This window comes from Moraxella sp. CTOTU47724 (genome assembly GCF_032014955.1).
Taxonomy (GTDB): domain Bacteria; phylum Pseudomonadota; class Gammaproteobacteria; order Pseudomonadales; family Moraxellaceae; genus Faucicola; species Faucicola tetraodonis.
In genome coordinates, this window is record NZ_DALZSV010000008.1 from 1 (window position 1) to 25,669 (window position 25,669).

Genomic DNA, 25,669 nt, shown 5'->3' on the forward strand with positions numbered 1-25,669 from the left:
ATATTTAAGTAAAACTAACGTGACCAAACGCTTGTGACCAAAACGTGACCATTTTTTGACCGAAAATTTTGTCTGACGACATATAAGGTCGCAAGCTGTTGTGAAAACACAAGATGCTTGGATGGGCTATTGTTATGAATTCTGGGATGCGTGCATATACTTGAACAGCCGTCTTAAGTCATTGGTTTCCCCAAATAATACTAAAACCGTATCAGGCTCAATGACAAAATCTGCATGCACAATGCCATCAATTTTGGATTTAGTTTGATTTCGGCCAAATCCAAATTGGTTTTGGTGAAATGAAATGGTGGTTAACAGCATCACATTAAATTGATTGATTAAATCGAGCGCGTGAACTGTCTTACCGTAAAATGTAGGCGGTGTCTGTATTTGAACGATACTATAATCGTTATCGAGTTCAAATGAATCAATTAAGCCAGTTAGCGACAGTTTCTTTGCCCAGTGGGTTGCCGCCTCGTTTTCGGGCTGGATGATGTCATCAACCCCCAATGCTTGTAGCACTTTTTCGTGCAGTGGGTTAATGGCTCGGCTAATGATATATTTGGCATTAAGATTTTTGAATAGCGCAGTGACCATCACGTTTTGCCCTTGGTCTTCGCCAATGGTAATGAGTACCACATCTGTCTGGGCAATGGGTAACCCCGAGACGGCATTTTCACTGGTAGAATCGATACAAATCGTGTGCGAAATGGATTCTTTGTAGCGCTCAACTTTATCCATGTCGATATCAATACCAATGACCTCATGTCCTTGACTGGTGAGTTTGGTGGCAAGTGATGAGCCAAAATTGCCTAGACCGACGATGATGTATTTCATATCTATACCTTATCAATTTATCTTTAGGTGATAATAATCTCTTCGCTAGGATAGCGATAGCTTTGATGCCTTGGGCGATTTAATAAGGCAATTAAGATGGTCAATGCCCCAACCCGTCCACAAAACATCAGCCCAATCAGTACGGATTTACTAAATGCACTTAAATGCGGGGTGATGCCTAAGCTTAACCCTGTGGTAGTGTAAGCAGAAACACTTTCAAATAACACTTCTGTCATACTCATGTTGGGCTCTGCCCAGCGTATTAACGTACAACCAAATGCAATGATAATCACTGATAAACAGATAATCGCAAATGCCCGCTTCACTGAGATATCCGCAATTTCACGACGAAATATTTCGATACGAGAATAGCCGCGTGCCAGTGACACAATATTGAGCACAGCGACCGCAAAGGTTGTGGTTTTGATACCACCGCCTGTAGAGTTTGGGGATGCCCCAACCCACATCAATGCAATGGTAAGCATCACGGTCGGTGGCGCTAGCTGTGCCATGTCTACCACGTTGATTCCTGATGAGCGCGGTGCAGCTGCCACAAAAAACCCTGTCACAAGTTTGCCTATGACACTGGTATGCTCAGTTAAGGTGCCTTGCCACTCAAAGGCAAGCACACTGACAAAGGCAAGCACTAGCAAGGATACGGTCGTCACTAGACTAATGCGACTATTGATACTCAGTAGCCACGGCTTGGCACCATATCGTGAGCGGTTAGGAAACAACAGGCGCATCACCTGATGGCGCAAATATTCCACGACATTGGCAACTATCGCAAACCCCAACCCCCCAAACAAAAATGTCACCGCCACAACCATTTGTAACGGATAATTAAAGCGCAGTTGTAACTCATATAAGCTATCAGTCATCGTTGAAAAACCTGCATTACAAAATGCAGAGATGGCATGAAAAACCGAAAAAAAGATGCGACGATGGATACTCATAGGGACATCAAGCATACTGAGATAAATCGCCATGGCTGCCACGGACTCCACCGCAAACGTGACCGCAAAAATTACTTTGAGCGTCTTTAGTACATCACTCATACGATTGGCTGAGGTCACATGCCCAATCTGTAGCTGTGTTTGATAACTGATGCGCCCTCGAAAAAAATAGCTAAAATAAGTGGCAAAAGTTAAAATCCCTAAGCCGCCCAATTGAAACAAACACATGATAATGATTTGACCCAATGGGGTAAAAAAAGCGCCTGTGTCTTTTACCGCCAGACCTGTAATACACACCGCACTCGTGGCAGTAAATAAAGCATCAACAAACGCAATATGACCATACGTGGCATTTGGCATCATCAGCAAAAACGTGCCGAGCAAAATAAGCAATAGAAAACTTAAAATAAACAACTGGGCAGGGTGCGCAACGACTATCTTAAAGCTAAACTCCATTACCAATAACTGACGAATAAAAGAAACCAACAACGCAATTTTTATCAGCGATTTTTCAAACAAGAATTTGTATAAAAAAGAACTATTATCGGCAAAAAAATGTGTCACCAATAACGCAATGACTAATAAAGCAATGCACAAATCAAACGTTAGCACAAGCTTTGAGCGTATACCTTTTTGCACATATTGACTCAATAATTCAATAAAATTAAGCCCAAGCACGATCAAATAAAACGTCGAAGCCACGCCATGCAACCAAACTTTAAAAACAAACCCTGTCTCAATAATCGCAAGCAATACAGCGAATAAACCGCTATAAAATACCAGTTTATTAAGCACACCCGATGGCTTGTCATGCATTGAGTCTAGCGCATTTTTTTTATTTTTTTTCAATATAAAATCAAACATCGTAAAGTTGACTTCCGTTTTACCCAAGCATAGTTGTTGTACTTTATACCGCAATTATACGTTTGAGAAAACTAGATTGAACAATGATTTAAAAAAAGCAGCAATGATTTGACAAAATTACGTTGTTTTTGAGGCAGGCTAAAACACCAAGGTTACCGTTAAGCCTTGGGTGGTGGCAGTGGTTTGGGCGTTATTCTCAACCACTTGCGTAGGACTCAGATAAATATCGATATGGGCTTGTTGACAAATTTGATAAACAATCGATAAACCCAAGCCGGTACCGCCAATCACCGTCAAACCTGAATGGGCGCTTGTGTCTTTGGAGGAAAAAGATTTTTTCGCAGTATCACTATGGGTTTGTGTGCTACTTGGTTGTCCTTGCCCTTGTCCGTGTGCTAGGGATGCGCTTGACGCATTTTGATTGACGCGGTAAAAGGGTTGAAAGACGTCCTGATAATGGGCTGCATCAATGCCAATGCCGGTATCGGCAACTTGGACGATGAGTCGTTTTGCGCGGTGATTGGGTTTGTTGCTAGCGTTGTTCACCAACACAGGGGTCGGGGTCAATGGGTTAGCGAAGTTGGCATGGGTGGCATGGGTCGAATCGGTGCTGCTTGACGACTGCGTTAAATCTTCGATAGTCATGTGGTCAATGACAACAGCGATATTGCCTGTGGTTGGGGTATATAAAATGGCATTTTGCAGTAAATTTTTGAGGAGGATAAACAAGGCAGTTTCATCTAGACTGACCTGCGTCGCTGACGTACCCAGCGCGGCGAGATGGTTGTCAACCGACAGGGTTTGGTCTTTGCTATCGGCAATCGGAAATAGCAGTTTGATGGCTTCTCGTAGCACTGCGATTAAATCGGTGGGCGTGTTGGTGCGCTCGGTCAGCTGTGATTGCTGGGCGTCCATACGGGCAAGGGTAAGTAGCTGTTCCACCAGATGTTGATTGTGTTCCACTCTGACAGCGAGCTTATGAATGTTTTGTTTGAATTTGGCTTGCCTTGCAGGGTCGCTATACATCGCCGCGTCTTGACTGTATTTTTGCAGTTGTTGCACTTGCAGCGAGATGGCGGTCAATGGCGAGCGTAGCTCATGCGCGGCATCCGCGATGAAGCGATTTTGGTTTTGGATATGCGCGTCAACCCTTTGTAACAAGGCATTGATTTCAATGACCAAGGGCATGAGCTCGCTGGGCAGAATCGAGCGATGTTGGCTGTCAGTGGGTAGCTCGATCAAGCTGAGATCTTGACCATGACGTTTTGCCATTTGCCTAGCTAATATCTGAATCGGACGCAATACGCGCTTTAATACCCAAGGCAATAGGGCAAGCAGCAATAGGGTCGTTAGTAAAATTGGAATAATAGATTGCCAAGCCGATTTTAACGCAATTTTTTTCTGCCATTCGACAGGTTGACGCACAAAAATCACCCGCCTTGGGGTGTCTTTACGAAAGACTTTCCAGATTTCACCATCGAGGGTTAATTCACTAAAACCAATAGGGGTGTTAATCAATTGCGGGTGAGCCATTGGCTCAATAAAATTGGTGTCAATTTTGCCAAAACGGGCCGGGAAGATATCAACTTGCACACCGTCTTTAACGCCTTGATACTGTAGTACGTTGCTTTCATCATTGGATGAGAAAACCGTGGTCGGCGTGCTACTGCTAGGGGCAGAAGCTATCTTAGCTGGTAGAGGTGGTCTAGGCGGTGGTAAGTCATGCGGTGCAAAATCGTTATCTGGGTTTGATAGACGCCTATTAGGCTTCAGGTTACGGGGAGGGGGTCGCAGGGCCGCGCGCGAGCTAACCAGCTCAGCAAGATAGCTAAGATTGGTTTCTTGTGAGGTGTTAAACTCTTGATAGGTATAGCAAAATACCGCAATCTGTACCAAAATGCCAATCGATAGTAACGTGCCAAGGATCCAGACCAGCAACTGTTTTTGCAGTGATTTTTGCAACGATTTTTGCAAGGGAAGGGCGGTTTTTGTAGGGGTAGTCATGGTCATTTTCGCCGCTATTTGGCGGTCATTGTCTGGATATTTTTTGAGCCTTTTTCTATCGCTTTTTATCAGTCTTGGGCTTCGGCGCTGATATACCAGCCTAAACCACGGATATTTTTAATCCGTTTTTGACCAATTTTTTTGCGCAGTCCATAGATTAAAAATTCAATGGCATTGCTCTCTATCCCGGCTTCCCAATTGTAGATAGAATTTTCCAATTCACTTTTAGAAAACACTTTATCGGGCGCGGTCATAAAAGTGGTGAGCAGCATGTATTCTTTGGCGGTAATATCGATTTCTATGCCGTCACGTTTGAGGCGTTTGGCATTGATATCGAGGGTTAAGTCGCCGACTTGTAGGGTGTTTTGGCTATTGCCTTGTGAGCGGCGCACCAACACACGCATACGAGCAAGCAATTCACTCATCGCAAATGGCTTAGTCATATAGTCATCTGCCCCAGCATCCAGCCCTTTCACGCGGTCTTTGATTTGGTCTCGAGCGGTCAGCACCAGTACAGGCGTATCGATTTTGGCACTGCGAAGCGTCTCTAACACGCTCATGCCGTCAATTTCTGGTAAGCCCAAATCCAGCAAAATCACGTCATACGATTCGACTTTGAGGGTCAAAATCGCTTCTCGCCCATCTTTTGCCCAGTCTACCGCATACGCTTCTTCTTCTAGACTATCAATCAGACTGTCGGCAATGAATACGTCATCTTCGACGAGTAATACTCTCATTGGGTTACCTTTATACACGAATACTGTTCAATAAATAAACTATAACACAAAAAACCGCCATTCTAAGAATGACGGTGTTGCTCATAGGCAAAGTTGCCATTTGGCACTCAATTATGGCTGAGTAGGCGCACGACGGTTGAGGTCGTTAAGTGATTTGACATCGCTCACGGCACCTGTTTGGGCATCAACTTTGACATGATAGACTTCTTTACCTTTTACCACTTCAATCTGATAGCTTGGGGTTCTTGGTGATTGATTCTGGGCAGGGTTTGGTGCAGGCGGCATGCCTGTATTGCCCATTTGTGGGTCTCTGTTAGGGCGGCGTTGACCGTCACGAGGACCATGACCCATTTTGCCCCCTTTATCCCCACCCAAATGGGCGCCAATGGCTTCACCACCCACTTGGCTTGCTGCCAATTGCATGGCGCGCTCTAGGCTGACATTGGTGGCAGGCGGCGCAGGCGGTTGATTGTTGGGGTTGCCCATGTTATTGGGGTCATTGGGTTGTTGCGGTCGTGATGGCATGCTTGCTTGGGTCACTTGACCATTAGACGTATTGACGATATATAGCTGTGGTTGACCATTTGCATTAAGGGTCATGACCCGGTAGCCGACAATGTTGTCATTGGCGTTGTTGCCGCTACGGGCAGGATTTGGGTTGGGTCGGTTGCTACTGTCATAATAATGTACACCAACAATACGTGTGTTCGCGGCTTGTTTTTGTACCAAGGCGACTGCTTGAGAGGCACTGATGCTGGCATTGGCGGCTGCTTGGGCGTTGGCCTGCATAGCTTGTAAGCGTTGCTCAAAGTGCTTGGCATTGGCGGGGTGGCGTTTTTGCATTTTTTGCGCTTGGGGTGCCGCTGAGGTACTAGCACAGGCGGTGACTGTCGCACCTGTAATGACACTAAGCAAGGCTACACTAAGCCCAGTGGCTAAAAATGAGGGGTTAAATTTTGCTAAGTTCATAGGTTTTCCTGCGGTTGTTAATATAGTGGTTGATAACCCTTGATTGGATAGTACTATCATACAAAAATTAAGACAGCAGAAACTTAGCGATAACGCAGAATCAGGCTAGGTAGGTTATAGCAATCGGATTAAAAAAATTTGCTTTGCATAAACGCCCGCAGCAATGTTCAAAAATGTTTGTATCAATTTCTTTGCCTGTCAAATCAAGGCTTCCCCCGACAGGTTAAATAAAAACATCAGGCTCAGGTAATTGCACGATATTAATTGGACACTCAGTTTGCCAAAGATGATGGGTGACAATGATTAAAATGCCTTGCTGCTGATGCTGTACCAGCATTTGCCAAAGTGCTTCACGGCTTTTTTTATCAAGTCCTGCAAACGGCTCATCAAGCAGCAAGATTTTTTTTGGGCTAAGTAATAGCCGTGCCAAGGCAATACGTCTGGCTTGTCCACCCGAAATAGCTTGCCCGTATTCCCCTAGCGGGGTCTGTAATCGTAGCGGCTGACTGCGCGCCCAGTCTTTGAGCCCAACCTTACCCAGCACTTGCCAAAGCTGTTCATCACTGGCATCGGCGTTGCCCAATCTTAAATTGGTTGCCAAGGTTTGGTCAAAAATATCAATCTGTTGCCCCAGATAACCTGTGAGGGCGGGCGTATTGTGTAAAGCTAGCCAATCCATACCATTGAGCTCGATGCTGCCTTGTTGCGGTGCTAGTTCATGGGCTAGCACCTGTAACAGTGTTGATTTGCCCGCGCCCGAGCGCCCAGTAATCAATACCGGGATGCCTTGGGTGGCAGTCAAGCTGATAGCTTTGAAACCGACAATCGCCTGCGGCATTTTGCCAGCTAACTGATGGATGGTGAGTGTGAGTGGTGCACTTAGGCGCGCAACATCAATGGGTAAAGGGGCTAAATCATGGTTTAAATGATGGCTAGGTTGTAGCGAAGGATTGAGTAATTCATTGAGTTGATGTTTTGCTGCCAAACTATTGCCAAGGGCTAACGAATGGGTTACTAACGGTGCTAGCAAGTCAGTCATGCCCATGATACCGAGGAATAGCGCAAGCAACATCGGCACACTGATGACAAGGGGCGTGTGATAAAAACCCACTAACAAGCCGACCAAAACCGCTGCAATCAGCCACTGCATAATCAGCATGACCAACGACTGGGCGCGCTGGATGCGCTTTTGCTGATGCGTATGTTGAGTGTCGAAGCTGTTAAAAGCAGTCAATTCGGATTGCCAGCGCTGCCAAATCAATAAATGGGTAAGCGCCGATAGCGGATTGAGCAAACTAACGCGCCTAGACTCTGCCAATGCCTGATGAGCGAGGGCGTGCTTGATACTGCGCCATGTCAGCATGGCAGGTAGCATCAAACCCGCGATTAAAAATATGGTAATCAGCACGGGGTTAACCTCATACTGATAAAGTAAGGTGGCTACTAGCAAGCTAGCGGTTGTCGCGACTAGCCAAGGCGATACCACGCGCAGTGGCAACTCATTGAGCACATCAATATCATGGGTTAAACGGTGCATGGCATGGGTAGATTGTAAGGTAATTGATAAATTTGCCAGTGGCAGGCGTGAAAACTGGTTAAAAAACCGCACTCGCAGCCGCTGCAACAAACCAAACACCGCATGGTGGGACACCATCATTTCACCATAGCGTCCTGCGGTACGTACCATCGCCATCACACGGATAATCGCTGCCGGTACCAGATAATTAAAACTGTGTGAGCCCAGCGCCACCATCCCTGTCATTGCTGCCGCAGAAATAAACCACCCTGACGTCATCAATAGGCCAATCACGGATAACGCAGTCATCATGGCTAAACAGGCAGCAATGAGCCATTTATCTAGCTGCGTGCTAAACAGCTGGGTTAAACGAAAGGTTTGATGACTGTTTGCTTTTTTTTGCCGGTGAGTGTTGACAAGGCTATTTTGACTAATAAGCCTATTTTTACTATTAGAGTCTGTCATACCGTTACGCCTTCGCCAAAGTAGATGCAATATCAAGGCTTATTTGCCGATCCAGCCAAGGTAGTTTTGTGGCATCGTGCGTCACCCATAACACGGTTTTCCCCCTCGTCACTTGTTGTAATAGCGCATTAATCTCGGCTGCGGTGTCACTATCTAAATGCTCAGTGGGTTCATCGAGTAGCCAAAGCTGTGCGTCTTGTAATAGTAACTGGGCTATTGCCAATCGTCGCTGCTGTCCACCGGACAACCCGCTACCACGCTCACCTAACTGAGTATCTAGCTGATTTGGCAGTGCCTTTATCAAAGGTTTTAACCCCACTTGCGCAAGAATTTGCCATAGTTTGTCATTACTGGCGGTTGGGTTTGGCAGGCGCAAATTATCGGCGATACTCATCGGCAGTAGCATGGTTTGCTGTGACAAATAGGCGATTTGGTGGCGAAATTGCGTGGAATTGATGGTATTAAAATTTTGGTTATCAATAAAGATATCGCCTTGATAGGCACAAAAACCCAAAAAAATTTGCAATAGCGTGGATTTGCCGCTGCCACTTTGACCGACAATCGCCAACCGTTCCCCTGCGGCAATAGCAAAACTTAACGGCGCGAGTCGTGTGCGCTGCTGATGATTGACCCAAATATTATCCGCGTCAATGGCAGGGGGCGCAGTTAATATAAAGGGGTTAGCTTTTGTTTTTTCCGCTGACTGAAAAGCTAACAACGGTGATAATTCAGCAATCGCACCTTCCGCTTGCGCTTTAACATGATAATCCGCGCCCAACTGACGTAGCGGGGCATAAAATTCAGGTGCCAATAGCAGTAAAAATAGCGCCGACTGGTAAGGCACAGGCACCGTGTTTTTTTGCCAGGGTAAAATACCGATTAAACCAAAACCCAAATACACGGCAAGTAGCGCAATCGACAGCGCGGCTAATAGTTCTAGCGCGGCGGTGTTTAAAAACGCAATTTTGAGTACCGACATGGTGCGGATACGGTAGGCTTCGGCTGAGGCATCGATGTCTTGACTCGCGTGCCCGACAGCATCCAGCCGTTGCAGTGTCGCTGTGCCACGTAACCAATCTAAAAATCGCCCGCTCAGCTGTGCCATCGCGGCAAATTGTTGCCGACTTTTACGGGCGGTGGCATGACCAATTAATACCATAAATACAGGAACTAGGGGTGCGGTCAGCAGTAAAATCAGCGTCGCTATCCAGCTTTGGGTTGCAGCGGCGACTAATAGCATGATAGGCGTGGTCACCACAATCAGTCGCTGCAGATAAAAACGGCTGACATAGCCCGTTAAGGCGTCACATTGCTCAATCACCATACTGGCAAGCCCGCCATCACTGCCATACTGGTCGCGTGCTACACCTACTTGTGCCAGTTTTTCAACTAGCGTTTTTCGTAGGATGCTGGCTACTTGTAGCCCCGCCTCTAACGCCAGCTGGTCCTTGCAAAAATGCAGTAAAGGACGTAGCAACAGACACCCTATGAGCCACGGCAAATAATCAAAAAATACGTCAGTGGCAGGGCGGTGATGGGTAATTTGCGTTAACCAATCTGCAAAGATGACCGCAATCAGCCAAGACTGCACGATCAATACCAGCGTGGACACAACTGACAGTCCCCATGCCATATAAATCGGTCGCTTTGCCATAGCGGCATAGTGACGAAGGGTTTGGTTGACAGCAGAAGTTTCAGACATGGTTGGTTAACAGTAACGATAAAATCAATTGACACATCATAGCGTATCAAGCACGGGTTAGGTACGACAAATCATGCTCATCAATGCAATGAGACTAAAAAATGTAAACACATTGCCCACCGATAAGGGTTGATAAAACCTGGATAAAGGCATATAACAAGCCATATAAAAGGCAATTAAATAAGTAAAGCGATGAACGAGCTCACTTTAAACGACTACCTTCAAAAGACCCATAAACTATTACGCAGTCAACTATCACTCATTCAACTATCACTCATTCAACGATTACCATCTTTGACAGGGTATGAGAAGATGGTAGCAGCAACGCAATACTCATCATAGTATTTTGTAGTCGGGTGCGACATTATGCCGCATGACAAATAATTTATAGATTTATATAATGTTTGTAAATAAAAAATTACCCTTTTTTAAACCACGCATGAGGGTAATTGACATCTCAATTGGTTGTCAAACCAAGGAGTCAACATGATAACAGAACACCTCGTCGATATATCCCGTCTGCAATTTGCAGTCACGGCGTTATATCATTTTTTATTTGTACCACTCACACTGGGCATGGTGTGGCTGCTGGTCATCATGGAATCCATGTACGTGATGACAGGCAAAGAAGTGTGGAAAGACATGACACGTTTTTGGGGCAAACTGTTTGGCATCAACTTTGCCTTGGGTGTCACCACCGGCATCACCATGGAATTCCAGTTTGGTACCAACTGGGCATATTACTCACAATATGTCGGCGATATTTTTGGGGCGCCGCTTGCCATTGAAGGCTTGATGGCGTTTTTTTTAGAATCGACCATGGTCGGACTGTTTTTCTTTGGTTGGGATAGACTGTCGCGCGGACAGCATTTGCTGGTGACTATATTGATGGCGCTGGGTACCAATCTATCCGCGTTGTGGATTTTGATTGCCAATGGGTGGATGCAAAATCCGGTTGGCGCGGAGTTTAATTACCAAACCATGCGCATGGAAATGACCGATTTTGCGGCAGTATTATTTAACCCTGAGGCGCAAAACAAATTTGTGCATACCGTCTCTGCCGGCTATACGGTGGGGGCGACCTTTGTGCTTGCCATCTCAGCGTGGTATCTGCTCAAAAAACGCGATGTCGAATTTGCCAAACGCAGCTTTCAAGTCGCGGCGGCATTTGGTTTTGCGTCGATTTGTAGCACCATCGTGCTGGGTGATGAGTCGGGTTATTCTATTGGCTTGGCACAGCAAACCAAAATGGCAGCGATAGAGGCGATGTGGGAAACCGAGCCTGCGCCTGCCAGTTTTAATTTGATTGCAGATATCAACCAAGCCGAGCAAAAAAACAACTGGGCAGTACAAATCCCGTATGTGATGGGCTTGATTGGGACGCGCTCGCTGGATACCCCGATTTTGGGCATCCATGACATCAAAATCATCAATGAAAAACGTATCATCAATGGTCAAAAAGCGGTGCTGCTGCTGGAGCAATTACGCAGTGCGCCCCCAGGTTCAACCCCAAATCCTGTGACAGTGGCTGAATTTGAAAAGGTAAAAAAAGACTTGGGCTTTGGGTTATTGCTCAAACGCTATTCGCCAGATGTCAGCAAAGCTACGCCTGCCATGATTAAACAGGCCACCGATGCCACCATTCCGCCTATTGTCCCGATGTTTTGGTCATTTCGTGCCATGGTGGGCTTGGGCTTTTTATTGTTGGCATTGTTTACGATTAGTCTTTGGTCAAGTGTCAAAGGCAACTTTATCGAAAAACCTTGGCTGTTACGTTGGGCATTATTGATGCTGCCTGCGCCTTGGCTTGCTGCTGAATTTGGTTGGTTTGTTGCTGAGTATGGGCGTCAACCTTGGACGATTTATGGCATGTTGCCGACCTATTTTTCAGTCTCCAACATTAGCGTGGCGAATGTGTATGCCTCGCTGGCGGGATTTGTTGGTTTTTATACGGTGCTGCTGATGATTGAAATGTACTTGATGGTGAAATATGCCCGTAAAGGACCGGCAAGTCTAGGTACAGGCAAATACTACGGCGAAGATACTCACAAGGTTCATGTGAGTCCTTCATTAAATTTGCCCCATGATACAGCCGAGGTGAATCATGTTGTTTGATTATGAAACACTCAAAATTATTTGGTGGTTATTGGTCGGTGCGCTGCTCATTGGGTTTGCTATCATGGATGGGCATGATATGGGCGTGTGTTCGTTACTGCCTTTTGTCGGCAAGGATGATGAAGAGCGCCGGGTGATTATCAATACCATTGGTCCGCACTGGGAAGGTAACCAAGTGTGGTTTATCACCGCAGGTGGCGCGATTTTTGCGGCATGGCCGATGGTGTACGCCACTGCCTTTAGCGGTTTTTATTGGGCGTTGATGGCAGTATTGTGGGCGTTGTTTTTCCGCCCGGTGGGGTTTAAATATCGCAGTATGATACACAATCCAACCTGGCGAAAAGCGTGGGACTGGGCGTTATTTGTCGGTTCATTTATTCCGGCTGTGGTGTTTGGCGTGGCATTTGGTAATTTGTTTTTAGGCGTGCCATTTAGTTTTAATGACCATTTGGTATCGACTTACACAGGCTCTTTTTGGGCATTGCTTAATCCATTTGCCCTACTGTGTGGCTTAATCAGTGCGTCTATGTTGATTATGCAAGGTGGGGCGTATTTGGCGCATCGTACCATTGACGAGGTACAAAATCGTACCATTAACTACGCTGCTATCAGTAGTCTGGTGATGGCGGTGCTGTTTGTGATAGCAGGGGTATGGATACAATCCATTGACGGCTATCATATCACAAGCCCTATTGACCCCCAAGCCTTGCCAAATGTGCTTAATAAAGAGGTGACACGTCAAGCGGGCGCATGGATGGCAAATTATCATCAGTATCCGCTGGCATGGGCATTCCCTGTACTTGGTGTCATCATGCCGCTTGTAACGGCGATATTGCTAAAAGCGCGTAAAACCTTGAGCGCATTTATCGCCTCCAGTATTGCTGTGCTTAGTGTGATTATGACCGCAGGGGTGGCGTTATTTCCGTTTGTCATGCCATCGTCTAGCGATCCACGGTCAAGCTTGACGGTTTGGGACAGTGTATCGAGTCATCTTACCTTGATGATTATGTTGGTTGTCGTGGTGGTGTTATTACCGATGATTGTAGGTTACACCAGCTGGGCATATAGCGTGATGCGCGGTAAAGTGACCAAGGCTTATGTTCGAGAGCAAGAGCATTCACTTTACTGACCCAAATCAAGGCAACTTAATAGGAGAACACAATGTGGTATTTTGCGTGGATATTAGGATTGGGGTTTGCGGTATTATTGGCGATTTTAAACGCGCTGTGGCTTGAAAATGCCGATGCGCGTAATAAGGCCTTTAATCCAAAACTTGCGGACGAACCCACCAATGATGGTACGGTGACAGAAGGCAATCCCACTGAAGATATCCATAAAACAGGCGACACTTCAGATAACGAGTCCTTATAGCCATTAACCTCAACTATTAGCGCTTTAAGTCATCACGGCTTAAAGCGCTTTTTTATGCGTTGTCAAAACCCGCTATTTTTTAATCATTTTCTTATTTGGTACACAATTTGCATTCCTTGTCTTGGCAAAACTGATTAATACTTGAGCGATAGTTTTTTATCGAGGGCATAAGGGCATAAGGGTAAAAGCTTCATGAGAAAGTTAAACAATACGGTTCAACGGCATACGGGTAAACGGCTTAATAAAGCCTATAAATGGCTATTATCCGTGATGGTTTTTTATCAACATTCCTCGGTGTACGCTGCGACGCCCACCAATGAGCAGCTATATGACTACCAAAATGTGATGTGGGTAGTTATTGGTGGTTTGCTGGTGTTCTTTATGCAGGCGGGCTTTGCGCTCATTGAAGCAGGCTCAGTGCGTAGTAAAAATACCGTGAATGTGTTGATGAAAAACTACACCGACATGGCGATTGGCGGGTTAATTTTTTATATCTTGGGCTATGGTTTGATGGCAGGCAACAACCCCACAGGTTACGTGGGTCAAAGCGAGTTTTTACCAGAGCAGCTTAGCAATATGCAATGGGCACATTTGTTTTTTCAGATGATGTTTGCTTCCACCGCCGCCACCATTGCCAGTGGTGCGATGGCGGAGCGCATTAAATTTTCAGGGTATCTGATTGGTACGTTGATGACTTGCGGACTGATTTATCCCGTCGTAGCAAGTTGGGCATGGGGTGGTTATTATGGCGGTCAAGGCTGGCTTACCCAGCTTGGATTTATTGATTTTGCCGGCTCTTCGGTGGTGCACTCTGTCGGTGGGTGGTTAGCGCTCGCGGGTATTATCGTCCTTGGACCGCGTATTGGTCGCTTTGCCCCTGATGGCACGCCGCGCTTGATTGCCGGTCATAATCTCACGCTGGTCACATTGGGCGGCTTTATCCTATGGTTGGCGTGGTTTGGATTTAACGCAGGTTCTACACTGACCAGCTCAGGCAACTTGGGCAAAATCATGCTAAATACCCATCTAGCAGGGGTGAGTGCGGTGACGGCTTATTTGCTGATTTCAGGGGTGATGCGTAAGGCAATTTTATTGAGTGATACGGTCAATATCAGCCTTGCAGGATTGGTCGCCATTACCGCAGGCTGTGCGACCATGTCGCCTGTGTATGCGATTGTTACCGGTGTTGGTGCATGTTTGGCGTATTTGGCGGTGAAGCGGTTATTGGATAATGTTCAAATGGATGATGCGGTGTATGCCGTTGCCGTGCATGTGGGCGGCGGTGTGTGGGGTACGCTGGCAGCAGGGCTGTTTTATGAAGGTGATTTATTCGACAGCCATCGTATTATCGTACAGCTGATGGGCATCGCGGCAATGTTTGTTTGGTCGTTTGGACTGGGTATGGTGGTGTATTTTGTGATAGAAAAAACCATCGGTCTTCGCGTACTTGCACAGCATGAGCAACGCGGGCTCGACTTTACCGAACATGCCGAAGGGGCTTACCCTGAATTCCAAGATAGCTTATTTAGTCAGCAAACGCTAACTGAGCGGCACTAGTTTTAAATTTTTGCGGTACCTGTCTGCTCTGTCGTCACAGGTACCCGACCCACCACAGTCATTTGCGTCCATTGTAATTTTATTAACTTTAAATATTTGGCACCGTCATGAACAAAGAAGCTACTATTAAATCTGCGTTAACACCGTTTTTAAAAGATGCTGATATCCGTAAAGCCATGGACATCTTTCATAAAAATTATGCCGATATTACGCCCTACCAAATCCAGCGTTTTGTCCATGAAATTACGCAAGACAACGAAACCAAAGAATATCGCTCAAATATCCGTCGAAGTTTGATGAAAGCGCTGAGTGATTACCAAATGGGTGCAGCCAACCCCCAACCGATAACCCATGATATCCCTAATTTGGGGCAAAATAGGCTAGTAATTCACCCATCACCCAGTCAAGTAGCTATCTCTAACCAAAAACCTGACGCAATATCTGACCCAATATCTAGCCAAACATCTAACCAAATAGCCGCCTTTGAGTTACTGATTGATAGTTTTACGGCGCAATTTTCACCATTATTGGGCAGCCAAATTTTAGACAGTGTCAGGCAGACGATTCATCAGCATCATAATTCATCAAAATCTCGTGGTTTTGGGCTATTAGCTCGCAAGGCAGAAACCAATCAGGCTTTAACCTTAACCATGATTCACTTTTTTGATCAGTTTTTTGGTGGGGACAAACAAAGTGCGTTGACAATGTCCTTGACCGATGCGGATACAGCAGGGTTTAGAACTATCTTATCGTTATTTTATCAGCAAGCGTGTCAATGGGCGGGACCTACTGATGCAGATATTGCCTTGGCGCAGGCAAACAAGATTACCAAAGCCAAGTTTGACGTATCTTTGGTTGAAAAATTTATGTAGAATGCCATTTATATAAAATACTACGGATTGACAGTATCATAGTACAATTTTTATGCAGACCTAAAGATGCTGAATGGCAAGTTCCCAGTTCATTTTATTTCCAGGTCCATTTTAGAGAGTTTAGCACTGTGCTTGATGCTGTATTCTAGCTTAATTTTATGAGACCAATTCTAGGTGTCATAAGATTAAGTTTTTTTTAACCGATGAAAATTTATTGCAACTGGCTTCCCTCACAAATTTTCGGAAAATGTCATGAATCATCAAATTCAGTATTATGTTTACGCCAGTAAAATAAATTTGACCCAAATTTTTGACCACAATTTATTCACTGATATTCGCGAGCAAGCCCAGTCCAACAATCAACACCATCATATTACGGGGTTTTTATTGTTTAAGGATGGCAAATTTTTGCAGTATATTGAAGGTCAAAAAGCGGTATGTGAACAATTATTTAACACCATAAAGCAAGACCGACGACATAAAGAGATGGTGGTGTTAGACCAGGGACAGTTAGAAAAACGCTATTATCAGCAATGGCTGATGAATTGTTATAACATGGATGAAAAAACCCAAACCCTTGAACTGCTTAATCTTCCAGATATGGTGTACGACTTTGATATTTATCATTGGAGCCAAGCTCACGTACATGAGGTGATGTCACTAATGGCAAAAAACCATTTGCTTGGCATGACACCCCAAACAGGCAGTTTTTTCTCGGTGGTTTATCGCCGCTTTATGCGGCAGAATAAAAAATATTTAATCATTCAACTGCTGATATTAGGTATGTTTTTCATCAGTTTATTGTTCCTAAAAAGCAACTATTAATAGCAAACATTGATTAACGCGATAGGGTATAAACCGACAGTGACGACTACCAAATACCCAATAAAGACGTCGAAACAATTGAGTTTAAACCGCGTCGCTATCTTGCGCTTGCGTAAGCGTTTAATGGTTAGCCTTTTCGCCATCAGATTGGCAAAAATTTACAGGTCAATTAACAACATAAATATCACCAACCATGGAACCGTGATGATGGTGAACATGAAAAAAAGGTGTTTTTTGACATGGTGTTTGATGATGGCGCCGATGTAGCTTTCCGCTTTGACTTGGTAGGGGGCAATATCAGCATCATCGCGCTCATAGAATGCGACCATCTCATTGAGTAATTGCTCGACTTGTTCGGTCTGCCATTGGTAGGTTTCAAACTGTGCTAACAGCTTACTAATCACTGGGGTGGTATGGGATATGCTGGGTGTCACGCATAGCATATCGCATTGCTTAAAGCGTTTAGAATGGGTCGTACCTTGATGGATAAGATGAATTTTATGGTGGCGTTTATCATGGGTGATAGCGAGGTACAAATTCGCTATATACATTTCACTACCTTCCATAAAATGCAGAAAGCGACCATCTTTGAATAGGATAAAACCCATGATGCCGGTTTTTTGATTATTATCTCTCGCACTTTGATAAATTTGGGTAAATGTGCTGGGCTTTAAAGCGGCTGACCAAGTAAGCGAACTGGTATAAGTCAGGTAATAAGTAGGGGGAGACATCATCGTAGAACTCCTCAGCCATACTCTTTATATGTTACTTTGAGTGTAGCATAATAATTTTTAATGTTATTATTAATTTAGCATCTTTTATTAAAACTAAAGTATAACCCTTAATTCATACAAAAATAAATTAAAGTTTATAAATCTTTTTAGGGTAAAAATTTAATTATTTTTATGATGCTGTGTTTGCATATCTGTGATTAGCTCATTCACCTCCGGTGACTGCCAATCGGTGGGGTTAAACGCTTGAAATAGTCGGCTAATGGATAAATTATTCACATCCTTATCAATGTCAATACAGTACATATCCCATTTTTTGAACCGCGGCTGTTCCCGATGACCCTCGGTAATTATTTTTAAATTTTTATGGCGATAATCTTTCAGTAAATCTTGGTACAGGTGAGTGACCAATGCCTTATCCCCTTCCAAATATTGAAAAAAATGCCCATGTTTGAATAGCAAAAATCCCGTGATATGTTGGGCATGATTGTTTTGCCTAGAAATCTGCTCGATAGTTTTGAAAGTAAAAGGATTAATCGCGCCCAGTAAGGTGATTTTACTGGTGTAAGTTAAATAATAAATAGCATCACACATAACGATATCCAACATAAGGTTACCGCTGTTACCAATTCACTACAGCAGGCATTTGATTAACGCTTATAAGCGATTATACTTAACAAAAAGCCATTTTCTTACATAAATATTTAATAATTTCAAATTTAACGTCCTAACTTGAAAACTTACTTATTTAAAAAAGCAAAAACCTTAAAAAAGAGAAACCTTTAAAAAAGAGAAACCTATGTCAAATTCATCGACCCATGCTAAAGAACACTATCAACCTGCCACCGTCCGCTTGAATAAATACAAACTTGGAGCTGCTACGGCTATAGCCCTTGTGGGGTTAAATTTGATAGGCTGTCAGGCCATGGCGACAAAAAACGCACCCATCGCAGCAAAAGCTGATAGCACTAGCACTGTGTCAAATGGTATTAAAACCATCAAAAATATTGCCTATGGCACAGATACCCGCCAACAACTCGATATTTATACCCCTGCAGATGGTCAGCGTCACCCTGTGTTGATATTTGTATATGGGGGCAGCTGGCAACATGGCAAACGTCAAACCTATGGCTTTGTCGGTAAGCAGTTTGCCAAGTCGGGCTACACCACAGTGGTGGTGGATTATCGCTTAGCCCCTGCAAACGTATTCCCAGATTATGTGCTTGATACAGCCAGTGCCATGGGTTGGGTGTATCGCAATGTCGCTCAATATGGCGGCAATCCTAATCAACTGTTTGTTATGGGGCATTCGGCAGGTGCGTTTAATGTGGTATCTGCGGTGGATGATAACCGTTTTTGGACAACAACCCGCATTCCCAACAAGGCAATATTAGGTGTGATTGGACTAGCAGGTCCGTATGATTATGATTTTCGTAGCGGTACTACCAAAGTTGCCTTTCCAGCTGATAGCACCCGCCAGCAAGTGATGCCTGTGTATCATATCCGCCAAGATGTACCTCCGCATTTGTTGGTCACAGGCAGTAAAGATATGCTTGTCTACCCACAAAATGCTGATAGCCTACAAAAAGCGCTGACCCAAGCAGGCGGCAACGTGGAGCGGGTACAAGTCCCTGCCACTCACGCAGGCGTCGTCATTGGACTGGCAACACCGTTACAGTCGTTTTATCCCACCTTTAACAAGGTCAATGATTTTATGCAGCGGCATTTGCTAACAGCGCGTTGAGAAGAATTTCCAACAAAAAGTATAAAGAAAAACTTTTAAGCAGCGGCAATTTTCACAGAATCATGCAGTCAAAGGCATACCACTGCTGAGCCAGTAGCCTCAAATGCGATGAAAGAATCATAACCGAGTTGACGTAACCGACTCGGTTTGCATTTTTATGCAATTAATTATATTTATGCAACTTTCTATCCAATCTTTGCTGTAATTTTTACTGCCTAGACAGCTGCTGCAACATAATGACGCTATTCCACACAGCTGCTATCCGCTTATAATAAGCGGCATTGACCTGCTTATCATAAAAAAATTTTCAATATCCTCATAACAACATAACGAACAGGAATTCCTGATGCTACTACTTAAAGACCAAACCTTACTTAAAACCCAATCACTCATTGACAACCAATGGACGGACGCCACGACAGGCGACACCATTGATGTCACCAATCCATTTGACAACCAAGTGATTGCCACTATACCGAGTCTAGAAAAATCCCAAGTCATCGACGCCGTTGCCATCGCCCACAAAGCGCAAATAGACTGGGCACAAAAAACCGCCAACGAGCGCGCAGCTATTTTAAACAACTGGGCGGATTTAATCGACCAAAATAAAGAAGATTTGGCAATAATCATGACAGCCGAGCAAGGCAAGCCAATGACCGAATCGCGCGGTGAAATCGGCTATGCCAATAGCTTTATTCGCTGGTTTGCCGAAGAAGGCAAGCGCATCTATGGCGACATCATCCCTAGCACCAACAAAGACCTACGCTACGTGGTGTTAAAACAACCGATTGGCGTATGCGCGGCGATTACCCCGTGGAATTTCCCCGCCGCCATGATTACACGTAAAGTGGCACCGGCATTAGCTGCTGGCTGTAGCATAATTGTCAAACCTGCCACTGAAACACCCTTGACCGCATTAGCACTGGGCGAACTTGCCATACGTGCAGGCTTACCTGCAGGCTTGCTACAAATCGTCACCGGTAAATCCTCAGTGATTGGTGAAGTGCTCACCCAAGATGAACGTATCCACAAATTGTCATTCACTGGCTCTACCGAAGTTGGTCGCGTGCTGATGTCACAATGCGCGTCCACGGTCAAAAAACTCTCGATGGAGCTTGGCGGCAATGCGCCCTTTATCGTCTTTGATGATGCCGACTTAGAGAAAGCAGCAACCGGTCTTATTGCTTCCAAATACCGTAACGCGGGGCAAACCTGTGTCTGTGCAAACCGCGTGTATGTGCAATCAAGTATTAAAGACAAATTTTTAGCCATCTTCAAACAAAAAGTAGAAGCCTTAAAAGTTGGTAACGGTATGACAGAGGGCGTGAATATCGGTCCGCTCATCAACCAAGATGCAATGGACAAAGTCGAGCAGTTACTTGAAGATGCGGTCAACAAAGGCGCGACCGTGGTCACCGGTGGAAAGAAACACAGCGCGTCAGATTTAAGTTTTGAGCCAACCATTATCACGGGTATCACCGATGACATGGACATCGCTAGCCAAGAGATTTTTGGTCCCGTCGCCCCGGTATTTATTTTTGATACCGATGACGAAGTGATTGCCCATGCCAACAATACGATTTATGGACTAGCGGCGTATTTTTATACCCAAAGCGTTGCGCGTTCGTGGAAAGTGTGTGAAGGACTCGAATATGGTATGGTTGCGCAAAACACAGGACTGTTATCAACTGAAGTTGCACCATTCGGCGGTGTGAAGCAATCCGGTTTCGGTCGTGAAGGCTCAAAATATGGGATTGAAGATTATGTGACTACCAAATATTGGTGTATTGATGTGCAATAATAGTTCAATCGTCCAAATTCATGGCATACATTGCCATGATTGGGCGTGAGATTGAACGCGCAGATTTAGTTTATTGGTTTTTTGCAATGAGCGCTTTAGAATTTTTACTCAGCGATATCAAATACTTGGCGCAGATATGCCAAAAAGGTATCGTTATCGGTCATGGTTTTGCCCGGGCTATCGGATATTTTGGCAACCGATTGCCCGTTACATTCAACCAGTTTTAGGACGATGTTGAGCGGTGTTTGCCCCATATCATTGGTCAGGTGAGTCCCGATACCAAACCCTAGTTGAAAACGGTCGTTAAAATGCAAGTACAGTGCCCACGCCTTCTGCAGCGTCAACCCATCGCTAAAATTTAACATTTTGGTTTTTGGGTTGATTTTGAGTTGTTGGTAGTGCGCGTAGGCTTTTTCGCCCCATTCATACGGGTCACCACTGTCATGACGCAGTCCATCAAATAGCTTGGCAAAATACAAGTCAAAATCGCGCAAAAAGGCATCCATTCCGACCACGTCTGTCAATGCAATACCTAAGTCTCCTCGATATTCTTGAACCCAAGCTTCGAGTGCCGCTTTTTGGAAATTACGCAAGCGCACATCGAGCGCCTGAAAGGCTTGCAGAAATTCATGAGCCATTGTGCCAATTGGGGTGATATCGAACTGTTTGGCAAAATACACATTGCTCGTACCGCGAAATATTTCCGGCACTGCCATCAACCGCTCAATCACTTGTTCTTGCCAAGCGACACTATAACGTCGACGCGTACCAAAATCTGATACCAAAAACGGGACGTCATAAGCCGCCATTTGGCGACGATAATCTTGTAACAGTAGCAGTTTATCGTTTAGCCGTTGTTCACCGACTTGCCAAGCCGATTGCTGATCAAGGTGACTAAAATACAGTTCATTGACAATCGCCAACACAAAGATTTCAAACATCATCGCTTGAATCATCGGGCCTTCAATACGAATGTCTAACCGACCTTCGGCATCAAGGGTCGCTTTGATAAAACGCCGTTTGAGTTGAAATAATTCCAGATAATCAACAAAATCACTTTTGATAAAGCGCAGACCACGAAGGTATTGCAGCTCATCAGCTGTAAAGCGTAGTTCACAAAGCGCATCGAGCTCGGCATTGACTTCATCGAGTAGCGTTGAAAGAGGATAGGCGGTGTCTTCAAGGTTGCGACAGCGAAACGCATATACGCTATGCGTCTGTGGAAACTTGTGTAGTACCACTTGTAGCATGGTAAATTTGTATAAATCCGTGTCCAACAAAGACTTAATAATCGCCATTACCCATCCTAAATTCTGTAACTATTGATAAGAGTGACTACTTTAGCATTAATTCGCTTGGATTGTACAAAATCTGACTCTGTGCTTGGCATTATGGTTGGTTGGGCGTTTCGACTTTAATTTTATTGACGGCATGGTATTCACGATTAAAATACACCAAGCCTGTCTGGTCTTTGCCTTGTTGTATGGCTTCGATACGACAAATAAAAATCCCGTGTGTGCCGACTTCCTGGATTTGCTCGATTTGGCAATCAAAGCTCGCCAAGGCATTGTCCAAAATCGGTGATTGGGTCATCAAGGTATGCCATGTGCCATGCTCAAAGCGCGCTTGCGCTTCGAGTTTTGATGCAAAAACCGCAGATAATGGTGCATGATGATCGGCAAGCACATTCACCGCCAATACCTTGTTTTGCACGAAATATTCATACGAGCGTGAGGCGGTATTCATGCATACGAGCAAGGTCGGTGGGGTATCGGTTACACTGCACACCGCCGATGCAGTAAAGCCATGACGACCCGCAGGGCCATCAGTAGTGACCACATTGACCGCAGCCGATAACATCGACATGGCATTTCTAAAATCAGTAACGTCAACCATTATTTTTTCCAAAGTACTTTTTAAATTATGAGGTCGTCCAATTGATGCGTGGCTAAATAGTCATTTCGGACAAGCTTGGCGCCTTGTGCTAAGGCAGACAACTTGCCTTGTGCCACATGACGGGGGAGCGGCGCCATCCCGCAATTGGTACAAGGGTACAAATTTTTGGCATCCACAAACTGCAAGGCTTTATGTAGCGTTGCTGCCACTTGCTCAGGCGTTTCTATCTGATGCGTCGCCACATCAATCGCGCCCACCATCACTTTTTTGCCACGAATCAATTCGATAAGTTCCATCGGTACGCGCGAATTGTGACATTCTAGCGACACCATATCAATCGCCGATTGCTGTAGTTTGGGGAAGATGGCTTCATATTGTCGCCATTCACTGCCCAAGGTTTGTTTCCAATCGGTATTGGCTTTGATACCATAACCATAACAGATATGGACGGCAGTGTCACATTTCAACCCTTCGATAGCACGTTCGAGTGCCGCAATGCCCCAATCATTAACTTCATCAAAAAATACATTAAAGGCAGGCTCATCAAATTGAATAATATCAACCTCTGCCGCCTCGAGTTCTTTGGCTTCTTGGTTGAGTAGGGTGGCAAATTCCCAAGCCAGCTTTTCGCGGCTGCCGTAGTATTGGTCACTTAAGGTATCAATCATGGTCATGGGTCCAGGTAGCGCCCATTTGATAGGTTTGTCTGTGTGCTGACGTAAAAACTTGGCGTCCTCAGCAAATACCGATTGCGGGCGCGACACCGCACCCACCACAGTCGGCACACTGGCTTCATAGCGATTGCGAATTTTTACCGTAGCGCGATTGGCAAAATCAACCCCATCTAGATGCTCAATAAAGGTGGTGACAAAATGTTGGCGGGTCTGCTCGCCATCACTCACAATATCAATGCCTGCCGCTAGTTGCTGCTGCAATGATACCAATAACGCGTCTTGTTTGCCTTGGACAAGGGCGCTGTCTGTTAGCTTCCAAGGTGACCAAAGTTGTTCAGGTTCAGCAAGCCAGCTTGGTTTAGGCAGGCTACCTGCCGTTGATGTTGGAAAAAGTGTCGTCATTGTTTTCTCTTTAATTGTTTGGTGTCAGCAAAAACTGCTTAAGCGACTTACTAAGCTACTTGGGTTAAGCTACTTGGGTTAAGCGACTTGGGAATTTAACCAATTTTGTAACAAGGTTTGATAGGGTTTGATAAAGTGGGTTTCTGTGTATTGACCTTGTTGAATCGCCAGCTGGCTACGTTCTTCACGGTCATACTCGATTTTGGTCAGTGAATAATCCTCATGATTTAAACTGGGTTGATAACTTTGACCTGCCACGGTATTGGCGTTATAAATCTCAGGACGATAGATTTTTTGGAACGTTTCCATCGTGCTAATCGCGCTGATAAGCTCAAGGTTGGTGTAGTCATTGAGCAAATCACCTTTAAAATAAAATGCAAAAGGCGCCACTGATTTTGGCGGCATAAAATAACGCACCGATAACCCCATTTTGCTAAAGTACTCATCTGTCAGCGAATACGCGTCTTGTACATATTCAGTGCCCAAAATCGGATGACAATTGGCGGTTCGGGTGTAGGTCTTAGTGGTCGATACACTCAGACAAATCACCGGGGGTTTGTTAAATTGCTCACGATAGGCAGGCGAGTTCAACACATACTCAAACAACTTACCATGCAAATCCCCAAAGCGCTCGGGCACGCTAAACGATGGCTGGTTTTTGTTATGCGCCAACAGCCATACACTAAAGTCATAATCGCGCACATAGGAAGAAAAACTGTTACCCACGATGCCATCGATTCGCTGCTGGGTATGGGTGTCAAAGATAACGGTTTTTAAAATCTCAATAGCCGGAAAGCTGTCTTTCGTACCCGCTATCTCAAGATTGGCAGATACAATCTCAAGCTCGACCTGATAGCGGTCGCCAGTCACATTGTCCCAATGTGCCAAGTCATTAAATCGACGGTTAATCATTTGCAGGGTATTGCGTAAGTTTTGCTCGCGGTGTTCACCCCGTGCCAGATTGGCAAAGTTGGTAGTCAGCCTAGTATCTTTGGCAGGTTGGTAGTTTTCATCAAAGGCAATGGTTTTGATATGACAATCAATCGGTAAAGTCATGTCTATAATCTCCGTAACAGTCACGCAAAAAATTTTCTTTTAGCACCCTACGATTACTAAAAATCGTCACTGCTAAAAGTACAAAGACAGTTATACGCTAAAATTAAGATGAATAAAAACGAATTAAAATTTAAAAATAATGAATTTTATTCATTTTAAGTATTCACTTGAATAAAAAACGGCTAGAGAGTGTCTAACCGTTTTTTAGCAGCACTGAGATTTGGTATTAGCGATGTCAAAATTTCCTAACATAGATTCAGCGAAGCTAGTGATGCTGTGTATTTTTTGAGGTTGAAGAAGATTAATTTTGTTAGAAGTTTTGCATATTCAACAAAAGTTGATAAATAAAAAATAATTTGTGCAACAAAGTAATAAATTTTGTAGGTATAAAACAAGTAATTATTCATCAGAAAGGTTAACTTACCAATTACCAACATTAAGCTACAAGTCTGTAGCATTAAAGGGTGAATAGCCCGCTCTATAATCACGGGAAAATAAGGAGGGTGATATGACAATAAGCAATCATCAAAATATACCCTCGTCAGCAATCAATGCGGTAAAACCACCCTATATCA

At 44.7% G+C, this 25,669-nt stretch carries 21 protein-coding genes; 8 read left to right on the plus strand and 13 right to left on the minus strand.

Annotated elements, in window-relative coordinates:
- Positions 1-132: 132 nt before the first annotated feature.
- From RTR63_RS03080 to cydD, 7 genes are all read right to left on the minus strand, one after another.
- Positions 133-837, minus strand: a complete 705-nt coding sequence (locus RTR63_RS03080; protein WP_312522590.1) for a potassium channel family protein — start codon at positions 835-837, stop codon at positions 133-135.
- Positions 838-860: 23 nt separating this feature from the next.
- Positions 861-2,642, minus strand: a complete 1,782-nt coding sequence (locus RTR63_RS03085; protein WP_312522591.1) for a TrkH family potassium uptake protein — start codon at positions 2,640-2,642, stop codon at positions 861-863.
- 153 nt (positions 2,643-2,795) lie between these two features.
- Positions 2,796-4,661, minus strand: coding sequence for a sensor histidine kinase (locus tag RTR63_RS03090; RefSeq protein WP_312522593.1), 1,866 nt, complete (start codon positions 4,659-4,661; stop codon positions 2,796-2,798).
- A 68-nt stretch (positions 4,662-4,729) separates the two neighbouring features.
- On the minus strand, positions 4,730-5,398 hold the full coding sequence (locus tag RTR63_RS03095; RefSeq protein WP_036603962.1) for a response regulator: 669 nt from the start codon (positions 5,396-5,398) through the stop codon (positions 4,730-4,732).
- 111 nt (positions 5,399-5,509) lie between these two features.
- Complete coding sequence (locus tag RTR63_RS03100; protein WP_312522594.1) at positions 5,510-6,367, minus strand: PepSY domain-containing protein; 858 nt, start codon at positions 6,365-6,367, stop codon at positions 5,510-5,512.
- A gap of 223 nt (positions 6,368-6,590) precedes the next feature.
- On the minus strand, positions 6,591-8,348 hold the full coding sequence (locus tag RTR63_RS03105) for an amino acid ABC transporter ATP-binding/permease protein (RefSeq protein ID WP_312522596.1): 1,758 nt from the start codon (positions 8,346-8,348) through the stop codon (positions 6,591-6,593).
- A 4-nt stretch (positions 8,349-8,352) separates the two neighbouring features.
- The gene (cydD, locus tag RTR63_RS03110) at positions 8,353-10,050 is read right to left on the minus strand and encodes a thiol reductant ABC exporter subunit CydD (RefSeq protein WP_312522598.1); all 1,698 of its coding nucleotides are present in this window, start codon (positions 10,048-10,050) and stop codon (positions 8,353-8,355) included.
- 486 nt (positions 10,051-10,536) lie between these two features.
- Here cydD and RTR63_RS03115 point away from each other — a divergent pair, with 486 nt between their 5' ends.
- The 6 genes from RTR63_RS03115 to RTR63_RS03140 all read left to right on the plus strand — a co-directional run bounded on the left by RTR63_RS03115 (position 10,537) and on the right by RTR63_RS03140 (position 16,790).
- Entirely contained in the window at positions 10,537-12,165 is a 1,629-nt protein-coding gene (locus RTR63_RS03115; RefSeq protein WP_312522600.1) for a cytochrome ubiquinol oxidase subunit I, read from the plus strand.
- Positions 12,158-13,294 (plus strand): cytochrome d ubiquinol oxidase subunit II, encoded by a 1,137-nt coding sequence (gene cydB, locus RTR63_RS03120; RefSeq protein WP_312522656.1) that lies wholly within the window; start codon positions 12,158-12,160, stop codon positions 13,292-13,294. Before RTR63_RS03115 ends, cydB begins: the two co-directional genes overlap by 8 nt.
- A gap of 32 nt (positions 13,295-13,326) precedes the next feature.
- Positions 13,327-13,536 (plus strand): cytochrome bd-I oxidase subunit CydX, encoded by a 210-nt coding sequence (gene cydX / locus RTR63_RS11790; RefSeq protein ID WP_095355662.1) that lies wholly within the window; start codon positions 13,327-13,329, stop codon positions 13,534-13,536.
- A 270-nt stretch (positions 13,537-13,806) separates the two neighbouring features.
- The gene (locus RTR63_RS03130) at positions 13,807-15,093 is read left to right on the plus strand and encodes an ammonium transporter (protein ID WP_409418188.1); all 1,287 of its coding nucleotides are present in this window, start codon (positions 13,807-13,809) and stop codon (positions 15,091-15,093) included.
- Between the two features lie 107 nt (positions 15,094-15,200).
- Complete coding sequence (locus tag RTR63_RS03135) at positions 15,201-15,965, plus strand: hypothetical protein (protein WP_312522604.1); 765 nt, start codon at positions 15,201-15,203, stop codon at positions 15,963-15,965.
- A gap of 252 nt (positions 15,966-16,217) precedes the next feature.
- Positions 16,218-16,790 (plus strand): BLUF domain-containing protein, encoded by a 573-nt coding sequence (locus RTR63_RS03140; RefSeq protein ID WP_050324187.1) that lies wholly within the window; start codon positions 16,218-16,220, stop codon positions 16,788-16,790.
- Positions 16,791-16,948: 158 nt separating this feature from the next.
- Here the strand turns inward: RTR63_RS03140 and RTR63_RS03145 are convergent, their stop codons facing one another.
- Positions 16,949-17,524, minus strand: coding sequence for a BLUF domain-containing protein (locus RTR63_RS03145; RefSeq protein WP_312522606.1), 576 nt, complete (start codon positions 17,522-17,524; stop codon positions 16,949-16,951).
- Between the two features lie 159 nt (positions 17,525-17,683).
- Positions 17,684-18,115: a BLUF domain-containing protein gene (locus RTR63_RS03150; protein ID WP_062334532.1), complete on the minus strand. Its 432-nt coding sequence runs from the start codon at positions 18,113-18,115 to the stop codon at positions 17,684-17,686.
- A 205-nt stretch (positions 18,116-18,320) separates the two neighbouring features.
- Between RTR63_RS03150 and RTR63_RS03155 the strand changes: the two genes are divergently transcribed.
- Both RTR63_RS03155 and RTR63_RS03160 read left to right on the plus strand, forming a co-directional pair.
- Positions 18,321-19,265 (plus strand): alpha/beta hydrolase, encoded by a 945-nt coding sequence (locus RTR63_RS03155; RefSeq protein ID WP_312522609.1) that lies wholly within the window; start codon positions 18,321-18,323, stop codon positions 19,263-19,265.
- A 346-nt stretch (positions 19,266-19,611) separates the two neighbouring features.
- The gene (locus RTR63_RS03160) at positions 19,612-21,066 is read left to right on the plus strand and encodes an NAD-dependent succinate-semialdehyde dehydrogenase (protein ID WP_312384508.1); all 1,455 of its coding nucleotides are present in this window, start codon (positions 19,612-19,614) and stop codon (positions 21,064-21,066) included.
- A gap of 104 nt (positions 21,067-21,170) precedes the next feature.
- Here RTR63_RS03160 and pncB read toward each other — a convergent pair whose 3' ends face one another.
- The 4 genes from pncB to RTR63_RS03180 form a co-directional block, all read right to left on the minus strand.
- Positions 21,171-22,364: a nicotinate phosphoribosyltransferase gene (gene pncB, locus RTR63_RS03165; protein ID WP_007116292.1), complete on the minus strand. Its 1,194-nt coding sequence runs from the start codon at positions 22,362-22,364 to the stop codon at positions 21,171-21,173.
- 91 nt (positions 22,365-22,455) lie between these two features.
- Positions 22,456-22,962, minus strand: coding sequence for a flavin reductase (locus tag RTR63_RS03170; protein ID WP_007116291.1), 507 nt, complete (start codon positions 22,960-22,962; stop codon positions 22,456-22,458).
- A gap of 20 nt (positions 22,963-22,982) precedes the next feature.
- The gene (locus RTR63_RS03175) at positions 22,983-24,038 is read right to left on the minus strand and encodes a methionine synthase (protein ID WP_312522611.1); all 1,056 of its coding nucleotides are present in this window, start codon (positions 24,036-24,038) and stop codon (positions 22,983-22,985) included.
- Between the two features lie 78 nt (positions 24,039-24,116).
- The gene (locus tag RTR63_RS03180) at positions 24,117-25,094 is read right to left on the minus strand and encodes a DUF1852 domain-containing protein (protein ID WP_312522613.1); all 978 of its coding nucleotides are present in this window, start codon (positions 25,092-25,094) and stop codon (positions 24,117-24,119) included.
- Positions 25,095-25,669 lie beyond the last annotated feature (575 nt).